The sequence below is a fragment of the Vibrio sp. THAF190c genome, assembly GCF_009363355.1.
Classification (GTDB): Bacteria; Pseudomonadota; Gammaproteobacteria; order Enterobacterales; family Vibrionaceae; genus Vibrio; species Vibrio fortis_A.
This window is the reverse complement of sequence record NZ_CP045338.1, coordinates 503,515-529,081: the sequence shown is the minus strand read 5'-3', so window position 1 is coordinate 529,081 and position 25,567 is coordinate 503,515. Positions and strand designations below refer to the sequence as shown.

Here is a 25,567-nt window from a genome sequence, read left to right as displayed (position 1 = left end):
CTTATACTCCTAATTTCCAGCCAAGGGTACGCATTACATCAGAGAATACACCCGCTGCTGTTACCTCAGTACCCGCACCGTAACCACGCAGTACTAGTGGGATTGGTTGGTAGTAACGGCTGTAGAATGCTAGCGCGTTCTCACCATCTTTAATCTTGAACATTGGGTCATCGCCATCAACTGCAGCGATGCGAACCTTACATTTACCATCGGCAATTTCACCCACATAACGCAGCACTTTGCCTTCTTCAGCCGCTTTTGCTGACTGCTCTTGGAAGTAAGCATCCGCTTCTGGTAGACGCGCCATGAACTCTTCTACGCTACCTGAGTCATCAAAACCTGGTGGTAGTGCTTGGTCAACTTCTACATCTTCAAGCTCTAAAGCCATACCCGCTTCACGCGCCAAGATAAGGAGCTTACGCGCCACATCCATGCCCGATAGATCGTCACGTGGGTCTGGTTCTGTAAAGCCGTTATCTTTCGCGATATTAGTTGCTTGGCTCAGAGTCATACCTTCATCAAGCTTACCGAAAATGTAAGATAGAGAGCCCGATAGGATACCGTTAAATTTCTCAAGTTCATCACCCGCAGAGATAAGGTTCTGCAAGTTCTCGATAACCGGAAGGCCAGCACCTACTGTTGTCTCGTACATCAACTTACGACGTGAGTTTCGTGCAACTTCACGAAGTTGATGGTAGTACGCCATGCTTGCTGTGTTTGCTTTCTTATTCGGTGTAACAACGTGGAAACCCGCCGCTAGGAAATCAGCATACTGGTTTGCAATCGCTTCGCTTGAAGTACAATCAACCAGTACTGGGTTAATGATGTGGTTACGTTGAACCAAAGCAGCAAGACGCGGCAGGCTGAACTCTTCTGTTGCACTGTTCATGCGGTCACGCCAATGCTCTAGAGGTAGACCTTCACTATCAAGCAGTAGGCCTTTACTGTTTGCTAAACCACATACGCGGATAACAATGCCTTTCTCTGCCAATTTACCTTGCTGACGCTTAATTTGATCCACCAGCTCGCCACCAACGCCGCCAACACCAACAACGAAGACATCAAGGAAGTGTTTAGAGTTAAATAGGTTTTCGTGACACGCTTTAATCGCTTCTGAGATTTTATCTTCAGGAATCACTGCAGAGATTGCTCGCTCAGAAGAGCCTTGTGCAATCGCGACGATGTTTACGTTCACTTCTGCCAGTGAAGAGAAGAATTGAGAAGCAACACCGCGTGAAGTACGCATGCCGTCACCAACCAAAGTAACGATAGCTACGTCATCCATGAACTCTACTGGCTCAAGTAGGCCATCTTTCAGTTCAAGCTCAAACGCTTCAGACAATACTTGTTGCGCTTTCTGCTTATCTGCAGATTCGATACAGAAGCTGATGCTGTACTCAGATGAGGATTGAGTAATAAGAACAATTGAAACGCCAGCAGAAGACATTGCACCGAATACGCGGCTCGCCATGCCCACCATGCCCTTCATGCCTGGGCCTGAAACGTTAACCATTGTTAGGTCACTCAGGGTAGTGATGCCTTTGATCGCTAGGTTGTCTTCGCCAGTGTCTTGGCCAATCAGTGTGCCCGCACCTTGAGGGTTAAAGCTATTTTTGATCAAGCAAGGAATGTGGAACTGAGCAATCGGTGCGATGGTTTTCGGGTGAAGAACAGAAGCACCAAAGTATGAAAGCTCCATCGCTTCTTGGTAGCTCAATGACTTAAGAAGACGAGCATCATCAACAAGACGAGGGTCACAGTTATAAACGCCGTCTACATCCGTCCAGATCTCACAACAATCAGCACGCAGACACGCTGCCAATACCGCTGCTGAGTAATCAGAACCATTTCGACCTAGTGTAACTAGCTCACCTTTTTCATTACCGGCAGTAAAGCCAGGCATAATGTTAACGTGTCCCTGAGGAAGAGGATTTTGACGGAAGTTCTGCGTAGAGACATCAACATCAACCATCGCTTCTAGGTGATCACCTTTCGCGTATAGGTACTGAACCGGGTCGATAAGATTCGCTGGCTGACCTTTTGCTTCTAATACAGCCTTCATTAGCTGGATAGAGATACGCTCACCTTTACTGATGATGCGCGCATTAACATGGTTAGGACACATGCCTAATAGGTCAATACCGTTTACAAACTGACGTAGTTGAGTCAGTGATGTCTCAACTTGCTCTTGGAAAGCCGTCCCATCCACGCCCGGAACCAATGCTTTGATGTCAGAAAATAGTGCTACAAAAGAGGACTCAATCTCTTTGATTTGAGATTCCGCTTCACCATGTTTAAGTGCCGACTCAATCACCGCAACTAACTTGTTCGTTGTTTTGCCCGGTGCTGATAGCACGACCGCTAGCTCTTCTTGCTGGGCATTATTAGCGATGATATCCGCCGCTCTCAAAAAACGATCGGCGTCCGCTAATGATGAACCTCCAAACTTTAAAACTCGCATCCCTTCCTCTCCATAAGTCGTAAAAATGGTATAAAAAAAGGCCTGTATCTTGTGGGATACAGGCCTTTATTTGTAAATCCGTTAGTTAGCAGCCTGCCCCAACAATTGTAATGTCGGTAATAATAATGGTTGTGGTCATTACTAGGTGGCTTGAGTGCTGCATATTCAATTCTCTGCGTTTGCTTATCTCTACGTGTATCAAGTTTTGCTACATCTCGTCAATGAAAAGTTACTTTTTTTTCGCATTCACGACATTTTTCATAGTAAGACGTTATTTAGAGCAGAAAGTAGCCATGAAATGCAAGGCATAAAAAATGAACAGAGTTTGCTCTAGATCGCAAAAGCAACCTGTTGCTTATTAATTCTGAGCAAAAAGGTATCTGGTTCGTACAGCTAACCACCAAGATCTGTGCTTTAATTAGACGACAAGCGTATATAACAAATAATAACGACATCAGGAGTGGGAAGTGAAAAGATTACTATTTCTTTTAGCCTTTGCTATGCCTGTTATTTGTAACGCGAATTCGTTGCCTCTCTTACCGAGCCAACTCGACACCTCTGCACACAAGTTTTTTATCTCTAGCCAAAGTTCAACCAATGAATCATTCGATGTTTGGAAAGTCGACAGTGGCTACTCATACTCGGTGTTTAAGAACGTCGATCTGTTCGTAGGTGCTCGTATCAATAGCGATGCTCTAAGGCATGAAAATGGATTCCTTAGTGGCGTAAGCTATCAACTGAGTGATCGCATCTCTTTCAACAGTACCCTGCATACCTACAGTAATGAAGAAGATGTTGAGCAAGGAAAAGAAAAGTCGATTGCAGCTGAAGTGACCAGTCGAGTTCAACTGACCGATAACCTGGACCTGCATGCCACCCTCGATTACGAAGAGTGGCAGCAAGGTGTGGAAGTTGGGATTGGTTTCCGTTTTTAAGCAGATTGCTGGTTCTAGGTCACCTCAACTTCCAATCTGTTTCCCGTTTCCACTTAAAAATCGCTAGCTACGGGTTGATCAGAAGCTCTGAAGAGAGGAGCACTCCGTTCCAATCAGCATAGATGTAGTCACCAGGCTGAATCAGTTGGTTATGAATCGTCAGCGTCACATTCACTTGGCCACTGCCACGTTTCTCAGTTTTGAACGGTGAAGATCCTAGAGCTTGAACACCAAGATCCATCTGCGACATCATGCCGACATCACGGATAGCGCCATTAACGATCACGCCTTCCCAGCCATTCTCAATCGCCAATATGGCAAGTTGATCACCCAGCAAGGCTTTTTGGCAAGAGCCGTTTCCATCGACTACCAGTACCTTACCTTTTCCGTCACCTTCTAACACATCACGAACCTTAGAATTATCGTGATAGCAACGCACTGTTACAATTTCGCCCCAGAACGCAGCACGTTGGCCGTAGTTCTGTAAAGGGAGATTGAGTAGCGTCACTTTGCTTTCGAACTCATCACATAAGTCCGGTGTTATATCGTGCATATATCCTCCATGAGCGAGACAGGCAGCCCATGCCGCGAGTCCCATGCTTAAAGTAAAAATAAATCCTTTGTTTTCAATACGTCTATAATTAAAAGACAGCTTATCGCTTCCTAGGTCCCACAGCCTACTCTTGATGTAGGTAAGTGTGACTATGAAAGCAAAATATACGAGCCAGTGCGAATAGCCATTCCATATTTATGGCTATTTAATCATTTATAGTGTTGATTAAGCAGTAGCTCATACTAATCAAGTTTGATACCAGACAGCAATTGATATAAATCAACAAAGTGAATGGAATTAACATTATCGCGTTGTTAGCATGCTGTTAACATTATAGAATTCTCAGCAATCACTAACAGAATGATTAAAAGGCGTACTGGATTTACGTTATTGGCAATACTTCAAGGAAGGCAGACAGCTGGAAGTAAGTGTATTTTTGAAAACTTTGAGTTATCATCAAAATTACATTACCTGTATGTTATGTTTTTGCCTAGAATTTATTCTATTAGCACAGTTTCGTCACAAATTTAGGTACCGCCAAAATGCAAACCCCGCAGATTCTTATCGTAGAAGATGAGCAAGTAACTCGTAACACTCTTAAGAGTATTTTTGAAGCAGAGGGATATGCTGTTTTTGAGGCTAGCGACGGTGAAGAGATGCACCAAGTGCTGTCTGACAACCAAGTGAACCTTGTTATCATGGACATCAACTTACCTGGTAAGAACGGCCTTCTACTTGCTCGTGAACTACGTGAGCAAGCAAATGTTGCGCTAATGTTCTTAACTGGTCGTGATAATGAAGTAGACAAAATCCTTGGTCTAGAAATTGGTGCAGATGATTACATCACTAAGCCTTTCAACCCTCGTGAACTGACTATCCGTGCACGCAACCTTCTGAACCGTTCAATGAGCACAAGCTCTGTTCAAGAAGAGAAGCGCAGCGTTGAGAAGTACGAATTCAACGGTTGGGTTTTGGATATCAACAGCCGCTCTCTAGTAAGCCCAGATGGCGAAGGCTACAAGCTGCCTCGCTCTGAGTTCCGTGCACTACTGCACTTCTGTGAGAACCCAGGCAAGATCCAAACACGTGCAGATCTTCTTAAGAAGATGACTGGCCGTGAGCTTAAGCCACATGACCGTACAGTAGACGTAACTATCCGTCGTATTCGTAAGCACTTTGAATCAGTATCTGGTACGCCAGAAATCATTGCTACGATTCACGGTGAAGGCTACCGTTTCTGTGGTGATCTAGAAGACTAATTCACACCATCACAGTGAATAGAAAAAGGGAGAATGCTCAGCATCCTCCCTTTTTTAATACCCGTTTCACGCGGCACGAATAGCATGCCGGAGCACGCTATTCTTGATTTACGAAGCGCTTATTTAGTAAACCGTATCCACTTTAACGTCTTTCTCAACTAGCCACTTCACCGCTTCACCATCTTTCAGCTCCACTGCAACATCAACAGGTTGTTCGCTGTCGATCTCTAGCTGCCACACAAACGCCACTTCCCATTGCGTTTCATTGTGCGTTCTTAGGTCTAGGTCATCACCAGTAATAAGTAGCGTGTCCGCGCCCTGTTTAACAGTGACACTCTCAACAGCCAGTGTCGCTGGTAATTGAGAATCTGATTCAAGGTAAATGGCACCATGCAGTGTCTTATCTTGTGCTTCACCAATGGTTGGCATCTTATTTAGCCAAAGATTACTTTTCATCGTGATGGTCGTAGTAGAAACTTCGACTTGGTTGTCTTGTTGCCATTCTACTTGTGGTGCAGAACAACCCGCTAATGCCACGACACAGGCGGCGAATGCTAATTTTTTCATTATTCTTCTACCTTTGATTTAACCAACTCTTTAAGACTTCAATGTCGTTCTGATATTCGTTGTTAATTTCATCGACCCAATCTGAGATGTTCTCCCACCATGCAGGTAGATCCGGTGATTGCGCTTTTTGCGCCACTTGTTGAATTCGTTTCAAACCAATTGAGCCCGCAGCACCCTTGATCTTATGTGCTTCTGAAACGATATTGGTTTGGTCTTTTGCCACCATGTTTGAGTTTAGGATATCCATGTAGTCAGGCATCATATCTTCAAACATCGCAATGCTATCAAGCACAGGCTTAGGGCCAACAATATCAACATAAGACTCTAACATCTCAATATCAAGCAAGCTGGTGTCTATGGACGTAGTTTTCGGTTCCACCACTTGTGCCTCTTCAATCACTTGTGGTTTATCCGGTTGCTCGCTCTCTATCAGCTTAGCAATCACATCTTGAATCGCTTTCACAGATAGCGGCTTGCTGATGGCATCATCCATCCCTTTGTTGAGGTACTCTTTCTTGTTGTTAAGCACATTGGCCGTCAACGCTACCAGCGGTGGTAACTCTGCGTACTTCTCACGATAGTACTTAGCGATATCAAAACCGGTCATGTCTGGAAGTTGAATATCTAGCAAAACCAGATCAAACTCTTGCGGGTTGAACGCAATCTGTGCCTCTTTACCGGTCATGACCACCGTCACTTTGTGACCTAAACTCTCAAGCAGCGAGCGGGCAACCGTAACATTGAGTTCAATGTCTTCCACCATAAAGATATTCAATTGCGACTGCTTTCTTGGCGTCTTCACTAGAGCTTGAGTATCGTGATTAACAGGTACACGAATCGAGACTGTGAAGGTACTGCCGAAGCCCTCTTCACTGCTTACGGTAATATCGCCGTCCATCATGTTAATCAACTGCTTCGAGACGGCTAATCCAATTCCCGTCCCAACGGCATGCAAATTATCAGAGCCGGATTTCACTTGGTAATACATCGCAAAGATCTTGTCGATTTCACTCTCTGGAATACCAATACCGGTGTCTTCCACTTCCATCGTGATATGCGCGAAGTCATCTTCGATATCCGCACTCACCGTCATTACCACACCACCATCTTTGGTGAACTTCATCGCGTTACTAACCAGATTCCACAGCACTTGGCGCAAGCGAGTACCATCAACTTCTACTGCTGTTGGCAGATCAGATAATCGTTCGAGGTCGAATCTCAATCCTTTCTGCTCCGCCATCAATGCAGAGATGCTCTCCATCTCAGAAACAAAGTCTTCAAAGTTAATTGGCGTCGGGAAGAGCTCAAGCTTGCGTCGGTCGAACTTATCCATATCGATAATATCGTTAAAGATATTCCCAAGCGTCACAGCGCTAACCTTAATAGTCTGCATATGTTTACGCTGCTCAGTCGTTAATTGACTATCGAGTAGCATGCGACTTAAACCGACAATACCGTTAAGCGGGGTGCGCAGCTCATGGCTGATGGTTGAAATGAACGTGGTCTTATCGCGACTAGCTTTCTCAAGCGACTCTTCGTGTTCTTTACGCTCAGTGATATCACGTCCAAAACCCACCAAGCCAAGGTGACGACCATCTTTGCTGTAGAAAGGAACCTTACGCAGTTCGAAGTAGTTCTTGCGCCCATCTGGGTACTCTAACCACTGCTCATAAGTGACAGCTTGATTGTCAGCAAAGACCTTCTCATCGGTCTCAACCACTTGCTGAGCCACCTCTTTGCTGTAGACATCCCAAGGTGTTAAGCCAACCAAGTCTTTCTCTGTTTTACCTGTCAGTTCTTCAACGGCTCGATTGCACCCAGAGAATACGCCATCTTCGTTGCGGTAATAGATAAGGTCAGGAGAAGCATCAATGAAAGAACGCAAAAGAGCGGTTCGCTCCGCCAATTCAAGCTGAGTGCGTTCGCGTTGAAAGACTTCGTTCTCTAGGTCATGCATTGCTTCAGCACGCGCCTCTTCAGCCTTTTCACGCTCTTCAATCTCTTGGTTAAGCTTCTCGATATTGAGCTGTAATTTGTTGTTTAGCTCTTGGTCACGCTCGCGCATGTCCCCAAGTTTAGAGACCAATTTAGCGAGGCGTTGACGAGACTCTTCCAGCTGATCAACAACGACGGAGAGAAAATAAACAGCCCAAGGAGTGATAACCAAACCAAAGAAGACAGAGCGGACAATATCGATATCATCGACATTACCTTTGAGAGCCAGAGTGATACCAACTTGAACCACGACCGCGAGTGCGACCAGTGCTAATGCGAGGAGAATAGAGAATCGGACAATTCCCAGCTTTACGAGAAGATCAACGTAATACTGGGCGAGATTTTTCATGGGTTTCATTTAGCGCTCCATGCGATAAGACTAGCAATATTCTACCCTGTTTAGACAAGGGAGGTAAGCTAGCCACATCACATGCAACAGCCATGCGGGCATTTAATTACGCTTATCTTGGTGTCTGTTGATGGCTCATAAACCCAAGGTATGAAGACGCCCTGTTGAGCTAGGATGAACACTGGTTTGATTACGTCCATCCGCTTTAGCTTGATAGAGGGCACTGTCAGCCAATGCAACCGCCGATTCCATCTCATCATCGAGCGTTGGAATGTAAGAAACCACCCCAATACTCACTGTCACCCACTCAGAAACCAGTGACTTTTCGTGAACAATGCCAAGGCTTTGAATCTCATCATGAATACGTTGCGCGACTAGCTGAGCACCTTCAGTTGCAGTGTTTGGCAGTATAAAGGCAAACTCTTCACCACCGTAACGCGCAACACAGTCAGACGATCGGTTCAGCACTCGTTTAAAGGCTTTTGACACCTGTATCAGTGCATCATCACCTTGTTGGTGACCATAGAAATCGTTATAACCTTTAAAGTAGTCGATATCACACAGCATGATGGTGAGTGGCTGCCTTTCTCGAACATGGAAATGCCACAAGGTAGAAAGTTGCTCATCAAAACGGCGGCGGTTAGAAACTTGAGTCAGGCTATCTAAGAAACTCAAGCGCTCTAGCTCTAAGTTCGCCTCTTCTAGTTTCTGCTCTGCTAAGTAACGCTCTGAAATATCACGCGCCATGATCAGCACACCGCTAGTGCTTGATGCTGGATCTTTAAATGGAGATTTCACCACATCGTACCAAGTCTGTTCACCATCACTTGAGACGACCTTATCGATGTAGCGCAGTGATTTTCCTTGATGAAGCACTTGATGATCAGAATCTGAAAGGCGTAAGTACATGCTGTTTGGCACAACGTCTTGTAGGCGCTTGCCGACTAAGTCACTCACCTCAGAAATCCCTAATGCGGCAACAAACGGCTTATTACACGCCTGATAAACCATATTCTCATTGAAGATGCCGATCGAATCTGGGCTAGCCTCTAAGATGTTTTGAAGAATGGTGTCTCTCTGTGCTAACGCCACTTCAGTGTCTTTACGCTTTTCCATCTCATCGCGCAGTTGTTGCTGCATGTCATGCCAATCGGTCACATCATGGCTGATGGAGAGGGTACCAATCCTCTCCCCATTTCCATCAATCAACACACTTTGATAGGTCTCAAGCAGGCAGCTCTTTCCTTCTTGATCGGTCGTCCAGCTGCGTTGGCTGACTCGCCCTTTTAATGCGCCACTCGATACACTCAGCGTGCCCTCTTCTAGACGACCATGCCAAAACTTCTTAAACGATCGGTTACTCGCCACGAGATCGCCCTTTTGATCTTTTACATAAATCAATTCAGACAGCGAATCCAAAGCGGTACGAGCAACATTAAGCTCTCGCAATTCTTGAGATTGCTCTTCACTGGAGTGTTTATGCGGCGTTGCGTAGAGCATCCATACACGTTTACCGCGAAAGATCATCTTGCGCCCTAGCATGTTGACCTTGCGAGATTCGAACTCAGACAACGCCCACATCAGGCATTGTTCAAAAGAGTGGCTACTTTGATGATTAGAAAGATTTTCAGAAAAGGTTGTTTGACAGTCATTGGTTGGGTAGCGGAAATGAGTACCCATCTGACGGATACCCAATAATTGCATAGCCTGACGATTCGCATGCACGATTTCGCCACTCTTAACATCGACCATACACAAAGGTGCAGGCGTGGCGAGCAGCAGATGTTCGATATGCGCTTGATAACGGGAATAGAGATACCAGCCGAACAAGGTAAACAGCAGAAGGGTAACAATAAACGATCCATAGCAAATCGCATTGTCCCACAACCAAGTCATCAATGGTTCCATCTACCCTCTGTCTATATACATCTCTAATAAGGGCCGATCTTATCACTAATTGATCTTTTTATCTCTACAAGCCGCTGTAGGTTAATTCGGTGTCGGGTTTAGCTGTGGCAAAGTGTAGACAAAAGCCTCGCCATTCTTGCAGCCTTGAGCGCCACTTTTATCTAGCGAACGACCAATCTCGGTCATGGCGAGCCAACGGTTCTCACACCACAATGGCGACAACAAAGTTGGTCTACGCGCTGCAGAAGAGACTCGATGATAAATCACCTCAGCCGGAGTACGCTGAATCATATCCGTAGCAATATCGACATACTCTTCTAAAGATGGTGCCTCTAACTTGCCGGCTTTCCACGCTTTAGCCATAGTGCTGCCCTCAACAATATGCAAGCCGTGCAGTTTGATTCCATCCGTACCAACGTTTAAAACACGATCTAATGTTTCAAGGTTGTCAACTTTAGTCTCTTTAGGTAAACCAACGATCAAATGGGTACACACCTTGATACCTAATGCCCTAGCACGCTTGGTGATACTCTCATAGATAGCGAAATCGTGACCACGGTTGATACGCTTTAACGTTTGATCATTTGCGGTCTGTAGTCCCAATTCTAACCAGATCTCGTAGCCTTGTTTTACATAACCAGCGAGCAGATCTAATACGGAATCCGGCACACAATCAGGGCGCGTTCCAACACACAATCCAACGATATCAGCACCCGGTGCTTTAAGCGCCTCTTCATACATATTCTTCAACACCTGAACTTCTGCATAGGTACTGGTGTACGCCTGAAAATAAGCGAGATACTTTTTAGCTCGTGCAATTTCGCCCGCTCTATCGTTGAGTTGAGCTGCAATACTTTGGACTTGAGTCTCTTCGTCTGCAAACGACGCAACGTTACAAAAAGTACAGCCTCCTCGCCCTATCGTTCCATCACGGTTAGGACAACTGAAACCACCATGTAAAGTCAGTTTATGGACCTTTTCGCCATAGCGACGCTGGAGATCTTGACCAATCGTATTGACCAGTTCGTGTAATTGCATGAGAGGTGCACCAAGCTAAATAAGAATGAATATCAATTTCATCTATGAAAGTTAATTACAGGATTTCATAAATTAAGCCGGGCAGCTTACTGAAAAGCGTTTGCGAGACACCTAACAAATATCAATAAAAATGCAAAAAAACGGCTCTATTTGCCTAATGTTGCACAAATGTTATGCAAAAAATTCAATTCAAAACGAAAAAAATGGTCTACATCGTTCAACTTTCATTGCAATTATCCTTAACAAAATTGTAGGATACTTACACATATTGGCATTTTTTGAGTATTTTATTACAGCTCAAACTTGCTAATAAATCGGTGTTATCCAAATCCCACCTATATAAACCACTAGTTTGTGGTCAAAAAAAAACGGATATCACTAAGGATTGTTTTTCTCGCAAAATTTTTCCTGCGAGAGACAGAAAGGACTCAAACCGCCAACACAGGGCAGGTTTAGACTCATAAATATAAAAGGACAAGGCTGACGAAGTGCAAACTAGTTACGCCTAGATTTAACTGGAAGGATGTATCTATGGTAGATCAAGAGCAGAACTCACAGGGTCTGTATACTCCTGAATTGGAGCATGACGCTTGTGGTATCGGTTTTGTAGCTCACCTCAAAAACCGTAAGTCTCATGAAGTAGTGACCCAAGCACTAGATATGCTAGCTCGAATGGAACACCGTGGTGGCCAAGGCTGCGATCCGTGTTCAGGTGATGGCGCAGGTATCTTGCTGCAAAAACCACACGAGTTTCTACTTGAAGAGACGGTAAAGCTGGGTATTAAGCTGCCATCTTTTGAAAAATACGGTGTTGGTGTTGTACTTTTCCCTAAAGACGAACACAAACGTGCACAATGTCGCGACATTCTGGAACGCAATGCACAACGCCTAGAGTTAGAAGTGATCGGTTACCGTGTGTTGCCAACTGATAACTCAATGATCGGCGCAGATCCACTGAGCACAGAGCCTCAATTCGAGCATGTATTTATCTCTGGTGGTCCAGGTCTCACACCTGAAGAGCTAGAGCGTAAACTGTACGTTCTACGTAACTACACGGTTCGAGTATGCCTTGAGAGTGTGTCTAACATTGGTGATGACTTCTACATCAACTCTATGTCTTACAAGACGGTTGTGTACAAGGGTCAGCTAACCACTGAACAAGTACCTCAGTACTTCCTAGACCTACAAAACCCAACGATGGTAAGTGCTCTTGCGCTGGTTCACTCTCGTTTCTCTACCAATACATTCCCTCGCTGGCGTCTAGCGCAGCCTTTCCGTTACATCGCTCACAACGGTGAAATCAACACAGTTCGCGGTAACCTGAACTGGATGAAAGCCCGTGAAGCGATCATCGAATCTGACCTGTTCACTCAGGCAGAGATCGACATGCTACTGCCTATCTGTCAGGAAGGCAGCTCGGATTCATCTAACTTCGATATGGCACTTGAGCTCCTAGTTCTATCTGGTCGCAGCCTGCCACACGCATTGATGATGATGATCCCTGAAGCATGGCAAGAAAACAAAAACATGGATCCAACTCGTCGCGCGTTCTACCAGTACCACGCGAACGTAATGGAACCGTGGGATGGCCCAGCATCTGTATGTTTCACTGACGGTGTTCAAGTAGGTGCAACCCTTGACCGTAACGGTCTACGCCCTTCTCGCTACACAGTGACCAAAGATGACTTCCTAGTAATGGCTTCAGAGTCTGGTGTTGTTGAAATCGAACCAGAAAACGTTGAGTTCCGTGGTCGTCTACAACCAGGTCGTATCTTCGTCGCTGACCTAGAGCAAGGTCGCATCATCTCTGATGAAGAAGTGAAAGACGGCATTGCATCAGCACAACCTTACGAGAAATGGGTTGAAGAGAATCTACTGAGCCTGAAGAAACTGCCAGATGCGAGCAACGAATTCAGCCAGCCTTCACCAGAGAAACTTCTGCACAAGCAACAAGCGTTTGGTGTCAGCTCAGAGGAAGTTAACGAAATCATTGTACCTATGGCGAAAGACGGCAAAGAGCCACTTTCTGCAATGGGTGCCGACTGGCCACTAGCGATTCTTTCGCACCAGTCACAACATCTATCAAACTACTTTAAGCAGCTGTTTGCTCAGGTAACTAACCCACCTATCGACCCGATTCGTGAGCGTATGGTTATGTCTCTGAACACTTACCTAGGTAAAGATCAGAACCTACTGGCCGAGTCTCCAGAGCACTGTCAAAAAGTAGAGCTTGAGTCGCCAGTTCTATCTAACTCTGAACTTGAGAAGCTACGTGCTATCGATAACGAGCACCTTCAAGCGAAGACGCTAGACATCGTATTCCAAGCAAGCGAAGACGAAGGCAAACTAGAGCGTGCACTTAAGCGTATCTGTCAGTACGCAGAAGATGCCGTTATCGATGGTTACTCAATCATCCTTCTAACAGACCGCGCGGTTAACTCGAACCACGCTGCAATCCCAGCAATGCTGGCGGTTGGCGCAGTTCACCACCACCTAATCCGTAAGGGTCTACGTGCGAAGTGTGACATTGTGGTTGAGACAGGTGATGCTCGTGAGACGCACCACTTCGCAACTCTGATCGGTTACGGCGCAAACGCAGTGAACCCATACCTAGTTATCGAAACTATGGTTGACCTGCAGCGTACGAAGAAGCTTGATCCGGAAACAAACATTCGCGAGCTGTTCGAAAACTACCGTAAGTCAATCAATGGCGGTCTTCTGAAGATCTTCTCGAAGATGGGTATTTCAACACTGCAGTCTTACCACGGTGCACAGATCTTCGAAGCATTGGGTATCAGCAAGTCTGTGGTTGATAAGTACTTCACAGGTACAGTTTCACGTATCCAAGGTCTAACGATCGATGATATCGCTAAGGAAGTTCTAGTACGTCACCGTATCGGCTTCCCGACTCGTGAAATCCCAGTACAAGTTCTAGATGTGGGTGGTGTTTACCAGTGGAAACAGCGTGGTGAAAAACACCTGTTTAACCCTGAGACTATCTCACTGCTACAAGAATCAACGCGCAACAAAGACTACGCTCAGTTCAAGAAATACGCGAAAGCGGTAGACGACCAAGGCGATAACGCAGCAACACTACGTAGCCAGCTAGACTTTGTTAAGAACCCAGCAGGTTCAATTCCGCTAGAAGAAGTAGAACCAATCGAAAACATCCTTAAGCGTTTCGCGACAGGTGCAATGTCATTCGGTTCTATCTCTTACGAAGCACACTCTACACTAGCAGTTGCGATGAACCGCATCGGCGCGAAATCGAACTCTGGTGAAGGTGGTGAAGACCCAATGCGTTTCGAGCGCAAAGAGAACGGTGACTGGGAGCGCTCTGCAATCAAACAGGTTGCTTCAGGTCGTTTCGGTGTGACGTCTTACTACCTAACGAACGCAGACGAGCTACAGATCAAGATGGCTCAAGGCGCGAAACCAGGTGAAGGTGGACAACTACCAGGTGATAAGGTTGATGACTGGATCGGTGCAACACGTCACTCGACTCCGGGCGTAGGTCTAATCTCGCCACCACCGCACCACGATATCTACTCAATCGAGGATTTGGCTCAGCTGATCTACGACTTGAAGAACGCAAACCGTGCTGGCCGCGTTAACGTGAAGCTAGTATCGGAAGCGGGTGTAGGTACCATCGCATCAGGTGTAGCGAAAGCGAAAGCCGACGTAGTTCTTATCGCTGGTTTCGATGGCGGTACAGGTGCATCACCAATGTCGTCAATCCGTCACACAGGTCTACCTTGGGAGCTAGGTCTAGCAGAAACGCACCAAACGCTTCTGAAGAACGGCCTACGTAACCGTATCGTGGTTCAATCTGATGGTCAGATGAAAACTCCTCGCGACCTTGCAGTAGCAACACTTCTGGGTGCTGAGGAATGGGGTGTAGCGACAGCAGCGTTGGTTGTTGAAGGCTGTATCATGATGCGTAAGTGTCATAAGAACACCTGTCCTGTTGGTATCGCAACACAAAACAAAACGCTACGTGAGCGCTTCGACGGCCGCGTAGAAGACGTAGTGACCTTCTTCCAGTACATGGCTGAAGGTCTACGTGAAGTGATGGCTGAGCTTGGCTACCGCACTATCGATGAGATGGTAGGTCAATCGCACAAACTGAAAGTGCGTGAAGACATCCAACACTGGAAATACAAAAACCTAGATCTGTCTCCTGTGCTTCACATTGAGCAAGCTCGTGATGAAGATGGTGTTTACAACCAAACACAGCAGAACCACAACCTAGAAGAAGTTCTCGACCGTAAGTTGATTCAAGCTGCGATTCCAGCACTTGAAAAAGGCGAAGCCGTAGATGCGGAATTCCCTATCATCAACACGGACCGCTCTGCGGGTACCATGCTGTCGAACGAAATATCAAAGGTTTACAAAGACGCAGGTCTACCTCAACCAATGAACGTGAAGTTCAATGGTTCTGCAGGCCAATCTTTCGGTGCTTTCCTTGCTAAGGGCGTGAAGTTCGAAGTGGAAGGTGATGCGAACGATTACTGGGGTAAGGGCCTATCTGGCGGTACGCTAGTACTTTACCCAGATGCGAAATCAACCATCGTTGCTGAAGATAACATCGTTGTAGGTAACGTATGTTTCTACGGCGCGACCTCTGGTGAATCATACATCCGCGGTATGGCGGGTGAGCGTTTCTGTGTACGTAACTCAGGCGCGAAAGTGGTTGTAGAGGGTGTTGGTGACCACGGTTGTGAATACATGACTGGTGGTGTCGCAGTAATCCTTGGCTCAACAGGTCGTAACTTTGCGGCAGGTATGAGTGGCGGTGTGGCTTACGTTTGGGATAAGTCTGGTGACTTCGAAACTAAGCTAAACCCTGAGTTGGTAGACCTAGATCCAATCGAAGAAGAAGATCGTGAACTACTGAAAGAGATGCTAACTAAGCAGGTTCAATTCACAGGAAGTGAAGTTGCTCAGTCTTTCCTAGACAACTTTGAAGTAAGCCTAGCCTCAATGGTTAAGGTTATGCCGCGCGACTACAAAGCGGTACTTCAAAAGCGTAAGGCTGAAGCAGAGCAAGCACAAACGGAACAAGTGGAGGCAGTATAATGGGTAAGCCTACTGGATTTTTAGAGCATGGTCGTGAGCTTCCAAAGAAGCTCGACCCATCAGTTCGTATCGAAAACAACAAAGAGTTCGTACTTAACGAAGAGTTTGGCGACAAGATCAATACTCAAGCTTCTCGTTGTATGGACTGTGGTGTCCCTTTCTGTCACAGCGGTTGTCCGATTGGTAACATCATCCCAGAATTTAACGACGCGGTTTACCGTGACAGCTGGGAAGAGGCTTGGAACATTCTAAGCTCTACCAACAACTTCCCTGAATTCACAGGTCGTGTGTGCCCTTCTCCTTGTGAGAGCGCTTGTGTTCTTGGTATCAACCAAGACCCAATCACTATCTGTAATATCGAGAAGACGATTGTAGAAACTGCGTACCGTGAAGGGTACGCAAAACCTAAAACACCTCGCTCTCGCACAGGTAAAACGATCGCGATCATCGGTTCAGGCCCTGCAGGTCTTGCAGCAGCTGAGCAGCTAAACAGTGCGGGTCACTCAGTGACGGTATTTGAGCGTGATGAGAAAGTGGGCGGCCTACTGCGCTTCGGTATCCCAGACTTCAAACTGGGCATGGACGTGATTGATCGTAAGATCAACCTGATGGCTGAAGCGGGTGTTGAGTTCAAAGTAAACCAACACATCGGTGTTGATGTGAATGCACAACAGCTTCGTCAAGAGTTCGATGTGGTACTGCTAACAGGTGGCTCAACGGTTCCACGTGACCTTCCAGTTCCAGGTCGTGAACTGAAAGGCGTTCACTTCGCAATGGAATTCCTTGGTCAGAACAACCGCCGCGCAAATGACATGGATCTTAAAGGTGAAGAAATTCACGCGAAAGACAAGCATGTTGTAGTAATCGGTGGTGGTGATACGGGCTCCGACTGTGTGGGTACGTCTAACCGTCATAAAGCAGCAAGCGTTACTCAGGTTGAGATCATGCCGATCCCACCAGAGAAGCGTCCTGCAAACATGCCTTGGCCTCAGTATCCAATGATCATGAAAACAACGACTTCTCACGAAGAAGGTTGTGAGCGTCACTGGAACATTCTGACTAAAGAGTTTATCGGTAACGATAAAGGCGAAGTCACTGGTCTACGTATCGCAGACATCGTTTGGCAAGATGCTAAGCCTGGTGAGCGCCCAGGGTTTGAAGAAGTAGCAAACTCAGAGCGTGTTATTCCATGTGACATGGCATTCCTAGCAATGGGCTTCCTACACCCAGAACCAACAGGTGTACTTGCTCAATTGGACATCAAACTGGATGATCGCGGCAACGTAGCAACTGACGGCTTCGCAACCAACCAAAAAGGTGTGTTTGCAGCGGGTGATATGCGTACGGGTCAATCTCTGGTTGTACGTTGTATCAACGAAGGTCGTGAATGTGCTATTGCTATCGATGACTTCCTAATGGGCAACTCAAACCTAGAAGCGAAAGCAGACTCTTTGATGCTTTCTGCATAGAATTTTAATAACAATTCCTTCCAAACTTTTGGCCAACACTCTGTGTTGGCCTTTTTTGTTTCTGCAATACAGTACGCTTGTTATTTATCTATTTATCCATTTTTTATGAATTAAGACGAAAAAATGACATGTAACAACAATGATTAATAATCATTATCAACTGGGTTAATAAGTCTAGAAAACACGACAAAACAATAGAAAAAATCACAACTTGGTCATTTTTAGCGCGCATTTACAGATTAATTAACTATTCAAAATCCCCCTAGCTAGAAAACCAACTACTTGCTATCAATTTTTTAACATGATAAGTATGGAGATCGCTTTAAAAGAACAAGAATCGTTCAAATAAGAAAACCAACATTTTCTGCAGGAGCAGTCTAGTTGGTTTCCCCATTCGATGTTGTGAAAGGCTTCACTCACGATTGGGATATAAGCTGAGGCTTCGGCACTGTAGTGATACATGCCAAAGGAACCCGCAGTCTCAACTGCAAGCAATCAAGGAAATGATCGAATGAATCAGGAATATCGCTCGCTTTATGACCGCGAGCATGAACACTCCAGCTGTGGGGTGGGCTTCATCACCGATAAAACTGGTGAACAAACCCATCAACTGCTGTCTCTGGCCCACCAAGCTCTGTGTACTATTCCACATCGTGGAGGTATGAATGCAGAAGGTATTGGTGATGGCGCTGGGGTCAACATTGACCTGTCGATTAACTTTTATCGTCATCTACTCAAATCCTCAAACCTTGAGTCTGGCGACTTTGGTGTTGCGAACTTCTTCTTTCCTTTCAATCGTGAACACCATGCTCAAGCAAAACAACTCATAGAAGAAAATCTATCTAAGTATCAACTGGATATTGCGCTATGGCGAGAGGTCCCTATCGACCCATCTGCGGTTAACGATGCGTCACGCCAAGTTCAGCAATCGATCCAGCAAGTGGTATTTTTAAATGGTGACTTGTCTCGCAACGCAGATCTTTTCGAACATCAGATCAACCTAGCGTTGGGTGAAATTGAATCTGTAGGCTTCACCGATGATGCTCTATCTGGTTTCTATCCACTGTCGATGAGTTCAAAAACTCAGGTTTACAAAGGACGTCTAAACTCGTGGGAAGTCGTACCCTACTTTAGTGACCTCAGCCACCCTGAGCACCACATCACGACCCTATTCTTCCACACACGTTTTTCAACCAACACTGCGCCAGCTACCATGATGGCTCAGCCTTTCCGTCGTATGGCGCACAACGGTGAATTGAACACGGACAAGAAAAACCGACTCAGTGAAGATGCCATTGCACGTCAACAACAGAAGCGAGTGATCTTTCCAAAAGGTCAGTCAGACTCAGCTCGACTCGACCAAACACTGGCGCGCCGCGTGGTTGAAGATGAGCTAGACATTGTTACCGCTGTATTGGCGATGATGCCACCAGCATGGGAAAACGATGAGCGTCTCTCTCCTGAAGTGAAAGCGATGCTTGAGTACTTCAGTCTTTCTGAAGAGAAAAACGATGGTCCAGCAGCTCTCATTTTCTCCGATGGCCAAAAAGTCGGAGCTCGATTAGACCGACTAGGACTGCGTCCACTGCGTAGTGTTGAAACAGACCGCTACCTTGCAGTGATGAGTGAAGCCGGTCAGATCGACTTTCCTGCAGAAGAGATTGTGCGCTTTGGACGAATTCAAGCCGGTGGCATGATCTACTTCGATCATGCGACAGGTCGTAGCTACGAGACCAACGAGATCCTCGAAACTCTGGCTAAAGAGCGTAACTATGGCGCTCTACTTGAGTCGGCTCGTATTACCCTTGGCGATCTTGAGGCAGCATCTTTAGATAGCGTGACTGAGAACGAAAACTTCAGCGCCTACAGCCGTCATGTGGCCTACTCTCTGAACCAAGAGAGCTTTAAATTCTTCCTCGATCCTATGATCGAGCACGGCGCTGAGAAGATCACGGCGATGGGCTTTGGCCTAGCACCAAACGTGCTGACCGATGAAGAAGGTGGCATGTCTAAGTACTTCAGCCAACGTTTTGCACAGGTCACCAACCCACCTCTCGACTCTTTACGTGAATCGGATGGTATGACGCTGCGTGTCGCTCTTGGTGCGAAGCCTAATTTCAGCCCAAGCGAAACCGTACAACTGGTTCTCAACTCGCCAATTCTACAACCTCAACAACTTGAACAAATTTTCTCGCAAGATCGAATCAAAGTTGAAACATTTGATGCCCTTTTCAATCCAACTTTAAATAGCAGGGAAGATAATTCCGCGCGCGTTGAGGAAGCACTTACTGAACTCTGTGACCAGATTCAGGCTTCGGTTGAGAACGGCACCAATATTGTGGTGCTGAGCGATAAACAGATTGGCAATGGTAAGGCTGCACTACCCGCGATTCTTGTCGCTACCGCCGTCAACCAAAGACTTATCAAACGCGGTCTACGTTTCGATGCCAGCGTGATTTATCAAACGGGTCAGGCAGCAAGTAGCCATGACATCGCCTGCCTATTAGGTTTTGGTATCTCAGCCGTCTGCCCTATCTCTGTCTACCACCGCGCCAAAACGCTATGTAACAACCAATCGATTGAGCAAGGCTTAAAGAACTTCCAAAAAGCCTGTGAAAAATCGCTGATGAAGACCATGGGTAAATTTGGTCTTTGTACGGTAGAGAGTTATATCGGTGGTGAGTTCTTCGAGTCTAACTTCCTTGATACCGACTCAGAACAGCTCAACAGTTTCTTCCCGAATATCAGCTCGCCAGTTGGCGGTGCACAGTTTGATGATCTCGCGTGGAGCTCAGCAAAGTGGCATTTTAAAGCCCTAGCGATCAACGAAGAAAATCAGATCCCGTTACTGGGTCTGTTTAAAGAACGTCAAGATGGCGCTGGTCATAGCTTCGGTAATACCGCGGTTCGTGAATACATCAACATGACGCAGGAAGAGGTGCGCTACGTTGATCCTGTTGCTGAGCAAGCGCTTGAATCCACCGTCGCCACCAGCGAAGATATCGCCTACAAGCAGACTGGCTATGAGAAACTCAGCTCTAAAGAGATCGATAAGTTCCAAGTAACACCTGCTTATCACGCCTTTGCTGACAACTTGTATCGTGAGCGTGAAACTCGCCCTGCAACACTGCGTGATATCTTATTACTGCCTCTGAACTTCAATCAGGCGCAAAGTGCCGATGAGTTCTCTCACCTGCTCGACCGCTTCCATTTTGAAGGCAACGTAAACTACTTGTGGTCAGGGCTAGAGGTGCAAGCTTCTTCAGACGTCGCGAATCACTTCATTCTGACACTCAACAACCGAGAGCTGGTTAACTCACTACGAATTGCGATTGAGACCACTTGGTCAGATAAAATTGAACATGTCGCAGTCGTCAATGAAACCATCGAGCTCACTGCTAAGCCCGTTCTTGAATCCTTCTTATCTCGCGTTAAGACGACAAAGCAGCCAATTGCCCTTGAGCAAGTCGAACCCGCTCACCTTATTACGCCAGCCTTTGCTTCTGGCGCAATGAGTCACGGTGCCCTGAATGCCAACGCTCACCAAGCCGTTGCGCAAGGCACTAACATCGCTGGCGCGATGAGTAACTCGGGCGAAGGCGGTGAACACTCTTCTCGCTTTAACTCCATCAAATCGAGCAAAATTAAACAGTTTGCTTCAGGTCGTTTTGGTGTTTGGGTCGGCTACCTTGCAGATCCGCAGCTTGAAGAGATCGAAATAAAGATCGCACAAGGGGCGAAACCAGGCGAAGGTGGTCAGCTGCCATCACCAAAAGTAACGGTAGAAATTGCCGCTGCGCGTGGTGGTACGCCGGGTGTGGAACTTGTCAGCCCACCGCCCCACCACGATACCTACTCGATTGAGGATTTAGGCCAACTAATCCATGACGCTAAAGCCGCACGTGTACGCGTGATAGTTAAGCTCGTATCGTCTGAAGGTATTGGTACCATCGCCGTTGGTGTAGCCAAAGCTGGCGCAGACATCATCAACGTGGCGGGTAATACCGGCGGTACAGGTGCTGCTGCAGTAACCAGTTTGAAGAATACTGGCCGAGCTGCAGAAATCGGTATCGCCGAGGTGCATCAGGCTCTAAGTGAAAATGGCCTGCGCGATAAGGTCATACTGCGTTGTTCAAACGCACACCAAACCGGTATCGACGTGATTAAGTCTGCCATCATGGGTGGTGACTCGTTCGAGTTCGGTACCACAGCACTGATGATGCTCAAGTGTGTCATGGCTAAGAACTGTAATGTTAAATGTCCAGCCGGCCTGACGACCAACCCAGAGCTGTATCAAGGCGATCCACGAGCCCTTGCTCAATACTTCCTAAACGTTGCCCACGAGGTTCGTGAGATCTTGGCTCGCCTCGGCTACAGCAGCTTGCAAGAGATCCGTGGTAAGAGTGAGCTGCTTCACCTTGCTAACCACCACAGCATTGTTGGTAAACTCAATGTCACCGGCCTACTGCGCGAAGTCGACCTTGTTAAGGTTGCGAAACCCGTTTATCTAGAAGCTGACTTCACGCCAGATGACAACCTTATTGAACAGTTACTCGCTGACTACTTTGAACAAGAAGAACGCAACATTGTTCTGGATGCGGGTAAGCTCAATAACCGCAACAAATCAACAGGTGGTCAACTCTCTATCGACATCGAGCGTGCACTGAACTACCAAAGCAAGGCGCTACAACACCCAGCAACACTCACAGCGGCTAATGGTCGTCGTTTCTTTGATGCCGAGTCTATCGTTGTGAAAAGCCACGGCAGTGCCGGTCAAAGTTACGCTGCATTTAATAACAGCGGTCTGGTTATGGAGCACACTGGTACCTGTAACGACGGTGTCGGTAAAGGCTCAAGTGGCGGTCATATTGTGGTTCGCTCGCCAAGTCAACGTAAACTGAAAGCAGGCAACAACGTCCTTATCGGCAACTTTGCACTGTTTGGCGCAACTGGCGGCCAAGCCTTTGTTCAAGGCGAAGCGGGCGACCGTTTTGCAGTACGTAACTCTGGTGCTGTTGCTGTCGTTGAGGGGGTTGGTGACTTCTGTTGTGAATACATGACTAACGGCTCAGTGATCAACCTTGGAGGCTTTGGTAAAGGCTTCGGCAACGGCATGTCTGGTGGTATTGCTTACCAGTACGACATCGACGGTCAATTCGTAAATAGCTGCAGCGCCGACTCGGTACTCACCGTGCCATTGATTGAACAAAACCCGGGATATGAAGAAGCACTTAAGTGGCACCTAGAACAGCACGTTCGCTTTACTGGTTCACTCAAGGCGCAGCGTATCCTCAAAGATTGGCCGACCAGTCGCACCTTGTTCACGCTTGTGGTTCCATTTGCTCTGCTACATAGCCAACACCCAGAGAGTATTCTGACCTCTCACACGCGTAAGCAGATGCTGGAAGAACTCATCCAAGGCCAAGCCAATAACCTGATCGAAGCGGTGCATTTTGCCTACCGTGATCAAAAGGCTCTGGCTAATGGATTGAGCCCACAATATGGCGATATGGATACACCACTCATCTGTGATCTATTAACCCACAGTGGCGTGCTGCATCGCGCTCACCAACTCGCTAAAAACAGCGCCGGTGATGCTCAAGTGATCCAACGTATGTTTGAGCTGAAAGATAAAAAGCTCTACGACCAACTGCTTAAAGACGTTAAGGAAGCGGTCTCGAACTACAGCGACGATGAACTGTCAGTACTGCTCGCTAACAAACGCATTCAAGACTACAAGGCGTCACTCGAGAGACGCGATGTGTGGGATACCCACAGCCGCGGCACAACTGTGTGGATCATGGCGAGAGAACAAGATATTAGCAAAGAGATGAAAGCGATTGAGCCAATCAATCAGCGCCTAGCAACGCTCTACTGCTACACCTTTGCCGATGTGATCCGCGAGCAGATCGAACAAGCAGAACAAGAAGCCCATACTCAAAATAATAGGGTCTACAGCTAGGCAACAAGCACGTTCAGCCCTATGAGCATAGTTTTGTTATGTGATTAGGGTGAACGTGAGCAGTTAACAACGCTGTAGATTCAAATATGACGAGTATTATCGCCTAAGGGATAGGCGAAGTATTAGATAGGAAGAAAAATGAAAGTACCTCATTTGCCACAAGATATACCATTTAATGAAGACCAAAAGACTTGGTTGGCGGGCTTCTTTTCAGGCCTTCATTCACGCCTTTTGGTTAAAGAAGAGTCCGTTGTACATGCGGAGTCTAAGCCTCAAGTAAAAGGGCTAACCATCCTCTATGGTTCACAAACAGGTAACGCAGAGAGCGTTGCTTATGACACTGCAGAGAAAGCTAAAGAGTACGGCTTAACTGCCACCGTTCAAGATATGGATGACGTTGACGCGCAAGTCTTTGTTAAGTCATCGCGTATTCTGATTGTCACCAGTACCTACGGCGAGGGTGAACATCCAGATAATGCAGAGACTTTGTGGGAAACCATGAGCAGTGACAATGCACCTCAACTTAGTAACACCTACTTCTCGGTTCTGGCTCTGGGTGACACCAGCTATGACGATTTCTGTTTGGCAGGTAAAGAGTGGGATGAGCGATTGGTTGAGCTTGGGGCAACACGTGTAACTGACCGTGTCGACTGTGACATCGACTTTGAACAACCTGCAGAAGAGTGGATGATCGCTACCCTACCAGCTATCGCAGCACAGGGGGTGGATAGCGAAGCGGTATCTGGCTCATCACCGGCAGCAAAGCAAAAATCCAAATACGGTCGTAAGAACCCTCTGCAAGCAACACTTAAACATAAGCGTATGCTGACCAAACAAGGCTCAAGTAAAGAGATCGTACACTATGAGCTTTCACTAGAGGGCTCGGGCGAGTTCTACAAACCGGGTGATGCTCTTAATGTGATCCCAGAAAACCAACCTGAGTTAGTGAGCGCGCTACTCGATCACTTCCAGTTCAGCGGTGATGAGAAGCCATCATGGAATGGCGAAAACCACAGCTTGCGTGAGCTGTTCACCAGTTACCTAGATATCCGAACGCCATCAAAAGAGCTAGTCAAAGCTCTTGCAGAAGCAGCCAGCGATCACCGAGTGATCCAGATGTTAGGCAGTGACGATACCAGTGCACTGAACGACTTCCTATGGGGTAAAGATATCCTCGATCTTGTAAAAGCTTATCCAACCGTGTCGTTGTCACTGGCTGAGATTTTATCTTTGCTAAGACCAATTGCACCACGCGCTTACTCGATCTCATCAAGCTTAAACAAACATAACGATGAAGTTCACCTCACCATTGGCAGCGTGCGTTATAACAGTGGTGAACGAGACTACAACGGTACTTGTTCGACATGGCTTGCAGACCTCGTTGAAGAGGGTAAGAAAGTCCCTTGCTACTTTGCACCAAACAAAAACTTTGCAGTTCCTGAAGATGATAAAGCGCCAATGATTATGGTAGGTCCAGGGACAGGTATCGCGCCATTCCGCGCTTTCCTTGAAGAGCGTGAGGTGCAAGCGTCTCCTGGTGACAACTGGTTGATCTTTGGTGACCGCAATAGCGCTACCGATTATATCTACCAAGAAGAGATCGAAGCTTTGCAACAGAAAGAGGTACTGACGCGACTTGATCTCGCGTTCTCACGTGACCAAGAACAGAAGGTGTATGTACAAGATAAGATGCGCGACAGCGGCGCTGAGCTATTTGCTTGGCTAGAGCGTGGCGGGTACTTCTTTGTCTGTGGCGACGCCTACTACATGGCGAAAGACGTCGATAAAGCACTGCATGAGATTGTTGCTGAACATGGTCGTCTCGATGATGATGGCGCTAAAGCGTACGTCAATCAGCTCAAAAAACAGAAACGCTACGTCCGTGATGTTTACTAGGTCTTTTGCTATAGGTCTTTAAGTTCTAGCTAACACATTAAAAATAAAAGGATCTCATTAGGGATCCTTTTTCCTTTTTAAGTCATATAATTAACC

At 46.7% G+C, this 25,567-nt stretch carries 12 protein-coding genes and 1 other annotated feature; of the genes, 6 read left to right on the top strand and 6 right to left on the bottom strand.

All coding sequences use genetic code 11. The features are described from left to right. Position 1: 1 nt before the first annotated feature. The gene (thrA, locus tag FIV04_RS02340) at positions 2–2,461 is read right to left on the bottom strand and encodes a bifunctional aspartate kinase/homoserine dehydrogenase I (RefSeq protein ID WP_150870947.1); all 2,460 of its coding nucleotides are present in this window, start codon (positions 2,459–2,461) and stop codon (positions 2–4) included. Between the two features lie 31 nt (positions 2,462–2,492). Beyond that, positions 2,493–2,608: a sequence feature (Thr leader region), on the bottom strand. 320 nt (positions 2,609–2,928) lie between these two features. Between thrA and FIV04_RS02335 the strand changes: the two genes are divergently transcribed. Further along, the gene (locus FIV04_RS02335) at positions 2,929–3,396 is read left to right on the top strand and encodes a ribonuclease regulator (protein ID WP_152468163.1); all 468 of its coding nucleotides are present in this window, start codon (positions 2,929–2,931) and stop codon (positions 3,394–3,396) included. Positions 3,397–3,463: 67 nt separating this feature from the next. Here FIV04_RS02335 and FIV04_RS02330 read toward each other — a convergent pair whose 3' ends face one another. Next, positions 3,464–3,949: a putative 4-hydroxy-4-methyl-2-oxoglutarate aldolase gene (locus FIV04_RS02330; protein ID WP_032553144.1), complete on the bottom strand. Its 486-nt coding sequence runs from the start codon at positions 3,947–3,949 to the stop codon at positions 3,464–3,466. A gap of 542 nt (positions 3,950–4,491) precedes the next feature. Here FIV04_RS02330 and arcA point away from each other — a divergent pair. Beyond that, a complete protein-coding gene (arcA, locus tag FIV04_RS02325; RefSeq protein ID WP_004741534.1) occupies positions 4,492–5,208 on the top strand; it encodes a two-component system response regulator ArcA in 717 nt (238 codons plus the stop codon). Positions 5,209–5,331: 123 nt separating this feature from the next. On the opposite strand, the gene FIV04_RS02320 is transcribed toward arcA, so the two are convergent. The 4 genes from FIV04_RS02320 to FIV04_RS02305 form a co-directional block, all read right to left on the bottom strand. Then, a complete protein-coding gene (locus FIV04_RS02320; protein WP_032553143.1) occupies positions 5,332–5,775 on the bottom strand; it encodes a hypothetical protein in 444 nt (147 codons plus the stop codon). Between the two features lie 7 nt (positions 5,776–5,782). Next, a complete protein-coding gene (gene arcB / locus FIV04_RS02315; protein ID WP_152468162.1) occupies positions 5,783–8,128 on the bottom strand; it encodes an aerobic respiration two-component sensor histidine kinase ArcB in 2,346 nt (781 codons plus the stop codon). A gap of 126 nt (positions 8,129–8,254) precedes the next feature. After that, a complete protein-coding gene (locus tag FIV04_RS02310; protein WP_152468161.1) occupies positions 8,255–10,027 on the bottom strand; it encodes a diguanylate cyclase in 1,773 nt (590 codons plus the stop codon). A gap of 81 nt (positions 10,028–10,108) precedes the next feature. After that, on the bottom strand, positions 10,109–11,065 hold the full coding sequence (locus FIV04_RS02305; protein WP_152468160.1) for a TIGR01212 family radical SAM protein: 957 nt from the start codon (positions 11,063–11,065) through the stop codon (positions 10,109–10,111). 531 nt (positions 11,066–11,596) lie between these two features. Between FIV04_RS02305 and gltB the strand changes: the two genes are divergently transcribed. The 4 genes from gltB to FIV04_RS02285 all read left to right on the top strand — a co-directional run bounded on the left by gltB (position 11,597) and on the right by FIV04_RS02285 (position 25,471). Next, positions 11,597–16,144, top strand: coding sequence for a glutamate synthase large subunit (gltB, locus tag FIV04_RS02300; RefSeq protein ID WP_152468159.1), 4,548 nt, complete (start codon positions 11,597–11,599; stop codon positions 16,142–16,144). Continuing rightward, positions 16,144–17,613: a glutamate synthase subunit beta gene (locus tag FIV04_RS02295; protein ID WP_152468158.1), complete on the top strand. Its 1,470-nt coding sequence runs from the start codon at positions 16,144–16,146 to the stop codon at positions 17,611–17,613. The genes gltB and FIV04_RS02295 overlap by 1 nt, the downstream gene beginning before the upstream one ends. 511 nt (positions 17,614–18,124) lie before the next feature. Further along, on the top strand, positions 18,125–23,575 hold the full coding sequence (locus tag FIV04_RS02290; RefSeq protein WP_152468157.1) for a glutamate synthase-related protein: 5,451 nt from the start codon (positions 18,125–18,127) through the stop codon (positions 23,573–23,575). Between the two features lie 138 nt (positions 23,576–23,713). Next, entirely contained in the window at positions 23,714–25,471 is a 1,758-nt protein-coding gene (locus FIV04_RS02285; RefSeq protein WP_152468156.1) for a sulfite reductase flavoprotein subunit alpha, read from the top strand. Positions 25,472–25,567: the final 96 nt, after the last annotated feature.

Bases quoted from the DNA above. Each gene is read 5' to 3' on its own strand.
- thrA (WP_150870947.1), bottom strand. From the start codon at position 2,461: ATGCGAGTTTTAAAGTTTGGAGGTTCATCATTAGCGGACGCCGATCGT.
- FIV04_RS02330 (WP_032553144.1), bottom strand. From the start codon at position 3,949: ATGCACGATATAACACCGGACTTATGTGATGAGTTCGAAAGCAAAGTG.
- arcA (WP_004741534.1), top strand. From the start codon at position 4,492: ATGCAAACCCCGCAGATTCTTATCGTAGAAGATGAGCAAGTAACTCGT.
- FIV04_RS02320 (WP_032553143.1), bottom strand. From the start codon at position 5,775: ATGAAAAAATTAGCATTCGCCGCCTGTGTCGTGGCATTAGCGGGTTGT.
- arcB (WP_152468162.1), bottom strand. From the start codon at position 8,128: ATGAAACCCATGAAAAATCTCGCCCAGTATTACGTTGATCTTCTCGTA.
- FIV04_RS02310 (WP_152468161.1), bottom strand. From the start codon at position 10,027: ATGGAACCATTGATGACTTGGTTGTGGGACAATGCGATTTGCTATGGA.
- FIV04_RS02305 (WP_152468160.1), bottom strand. From the start codon at position 11,065: ATGCAATTACACGAACTGGTCAATACGATTGGTCAAGATCTCCAGCGT.
- gltB (WP_152468159.1), top strand. From the start codon at position 11,597: ATGGTAGATCAAGAGCAGAACTCACAGGGTCTGTATACTCCTGAATTG.
- FIV04_RS02295 (WP_152468158.1), top strand. From the start codon at position 16,144: ATGGGTAAGCCTACTGGATTTTTAGAGCATGGTCGTGAGCTTCCAAAG.
- FIV04_RS02290 (WP_152468157.1), top strand. From the start codon at position 18,125: ATGAATCAGGAATATCGCTCGCTTTATGACCGCGAGCATGAACACTCC.
- FIV04_RS02285 (WP_152468156.1), top strand. From the start codon at position 23,714: ATGAAAGTACCTCATTTGCCACAAGATATACCATTTAATGAAGACCAA.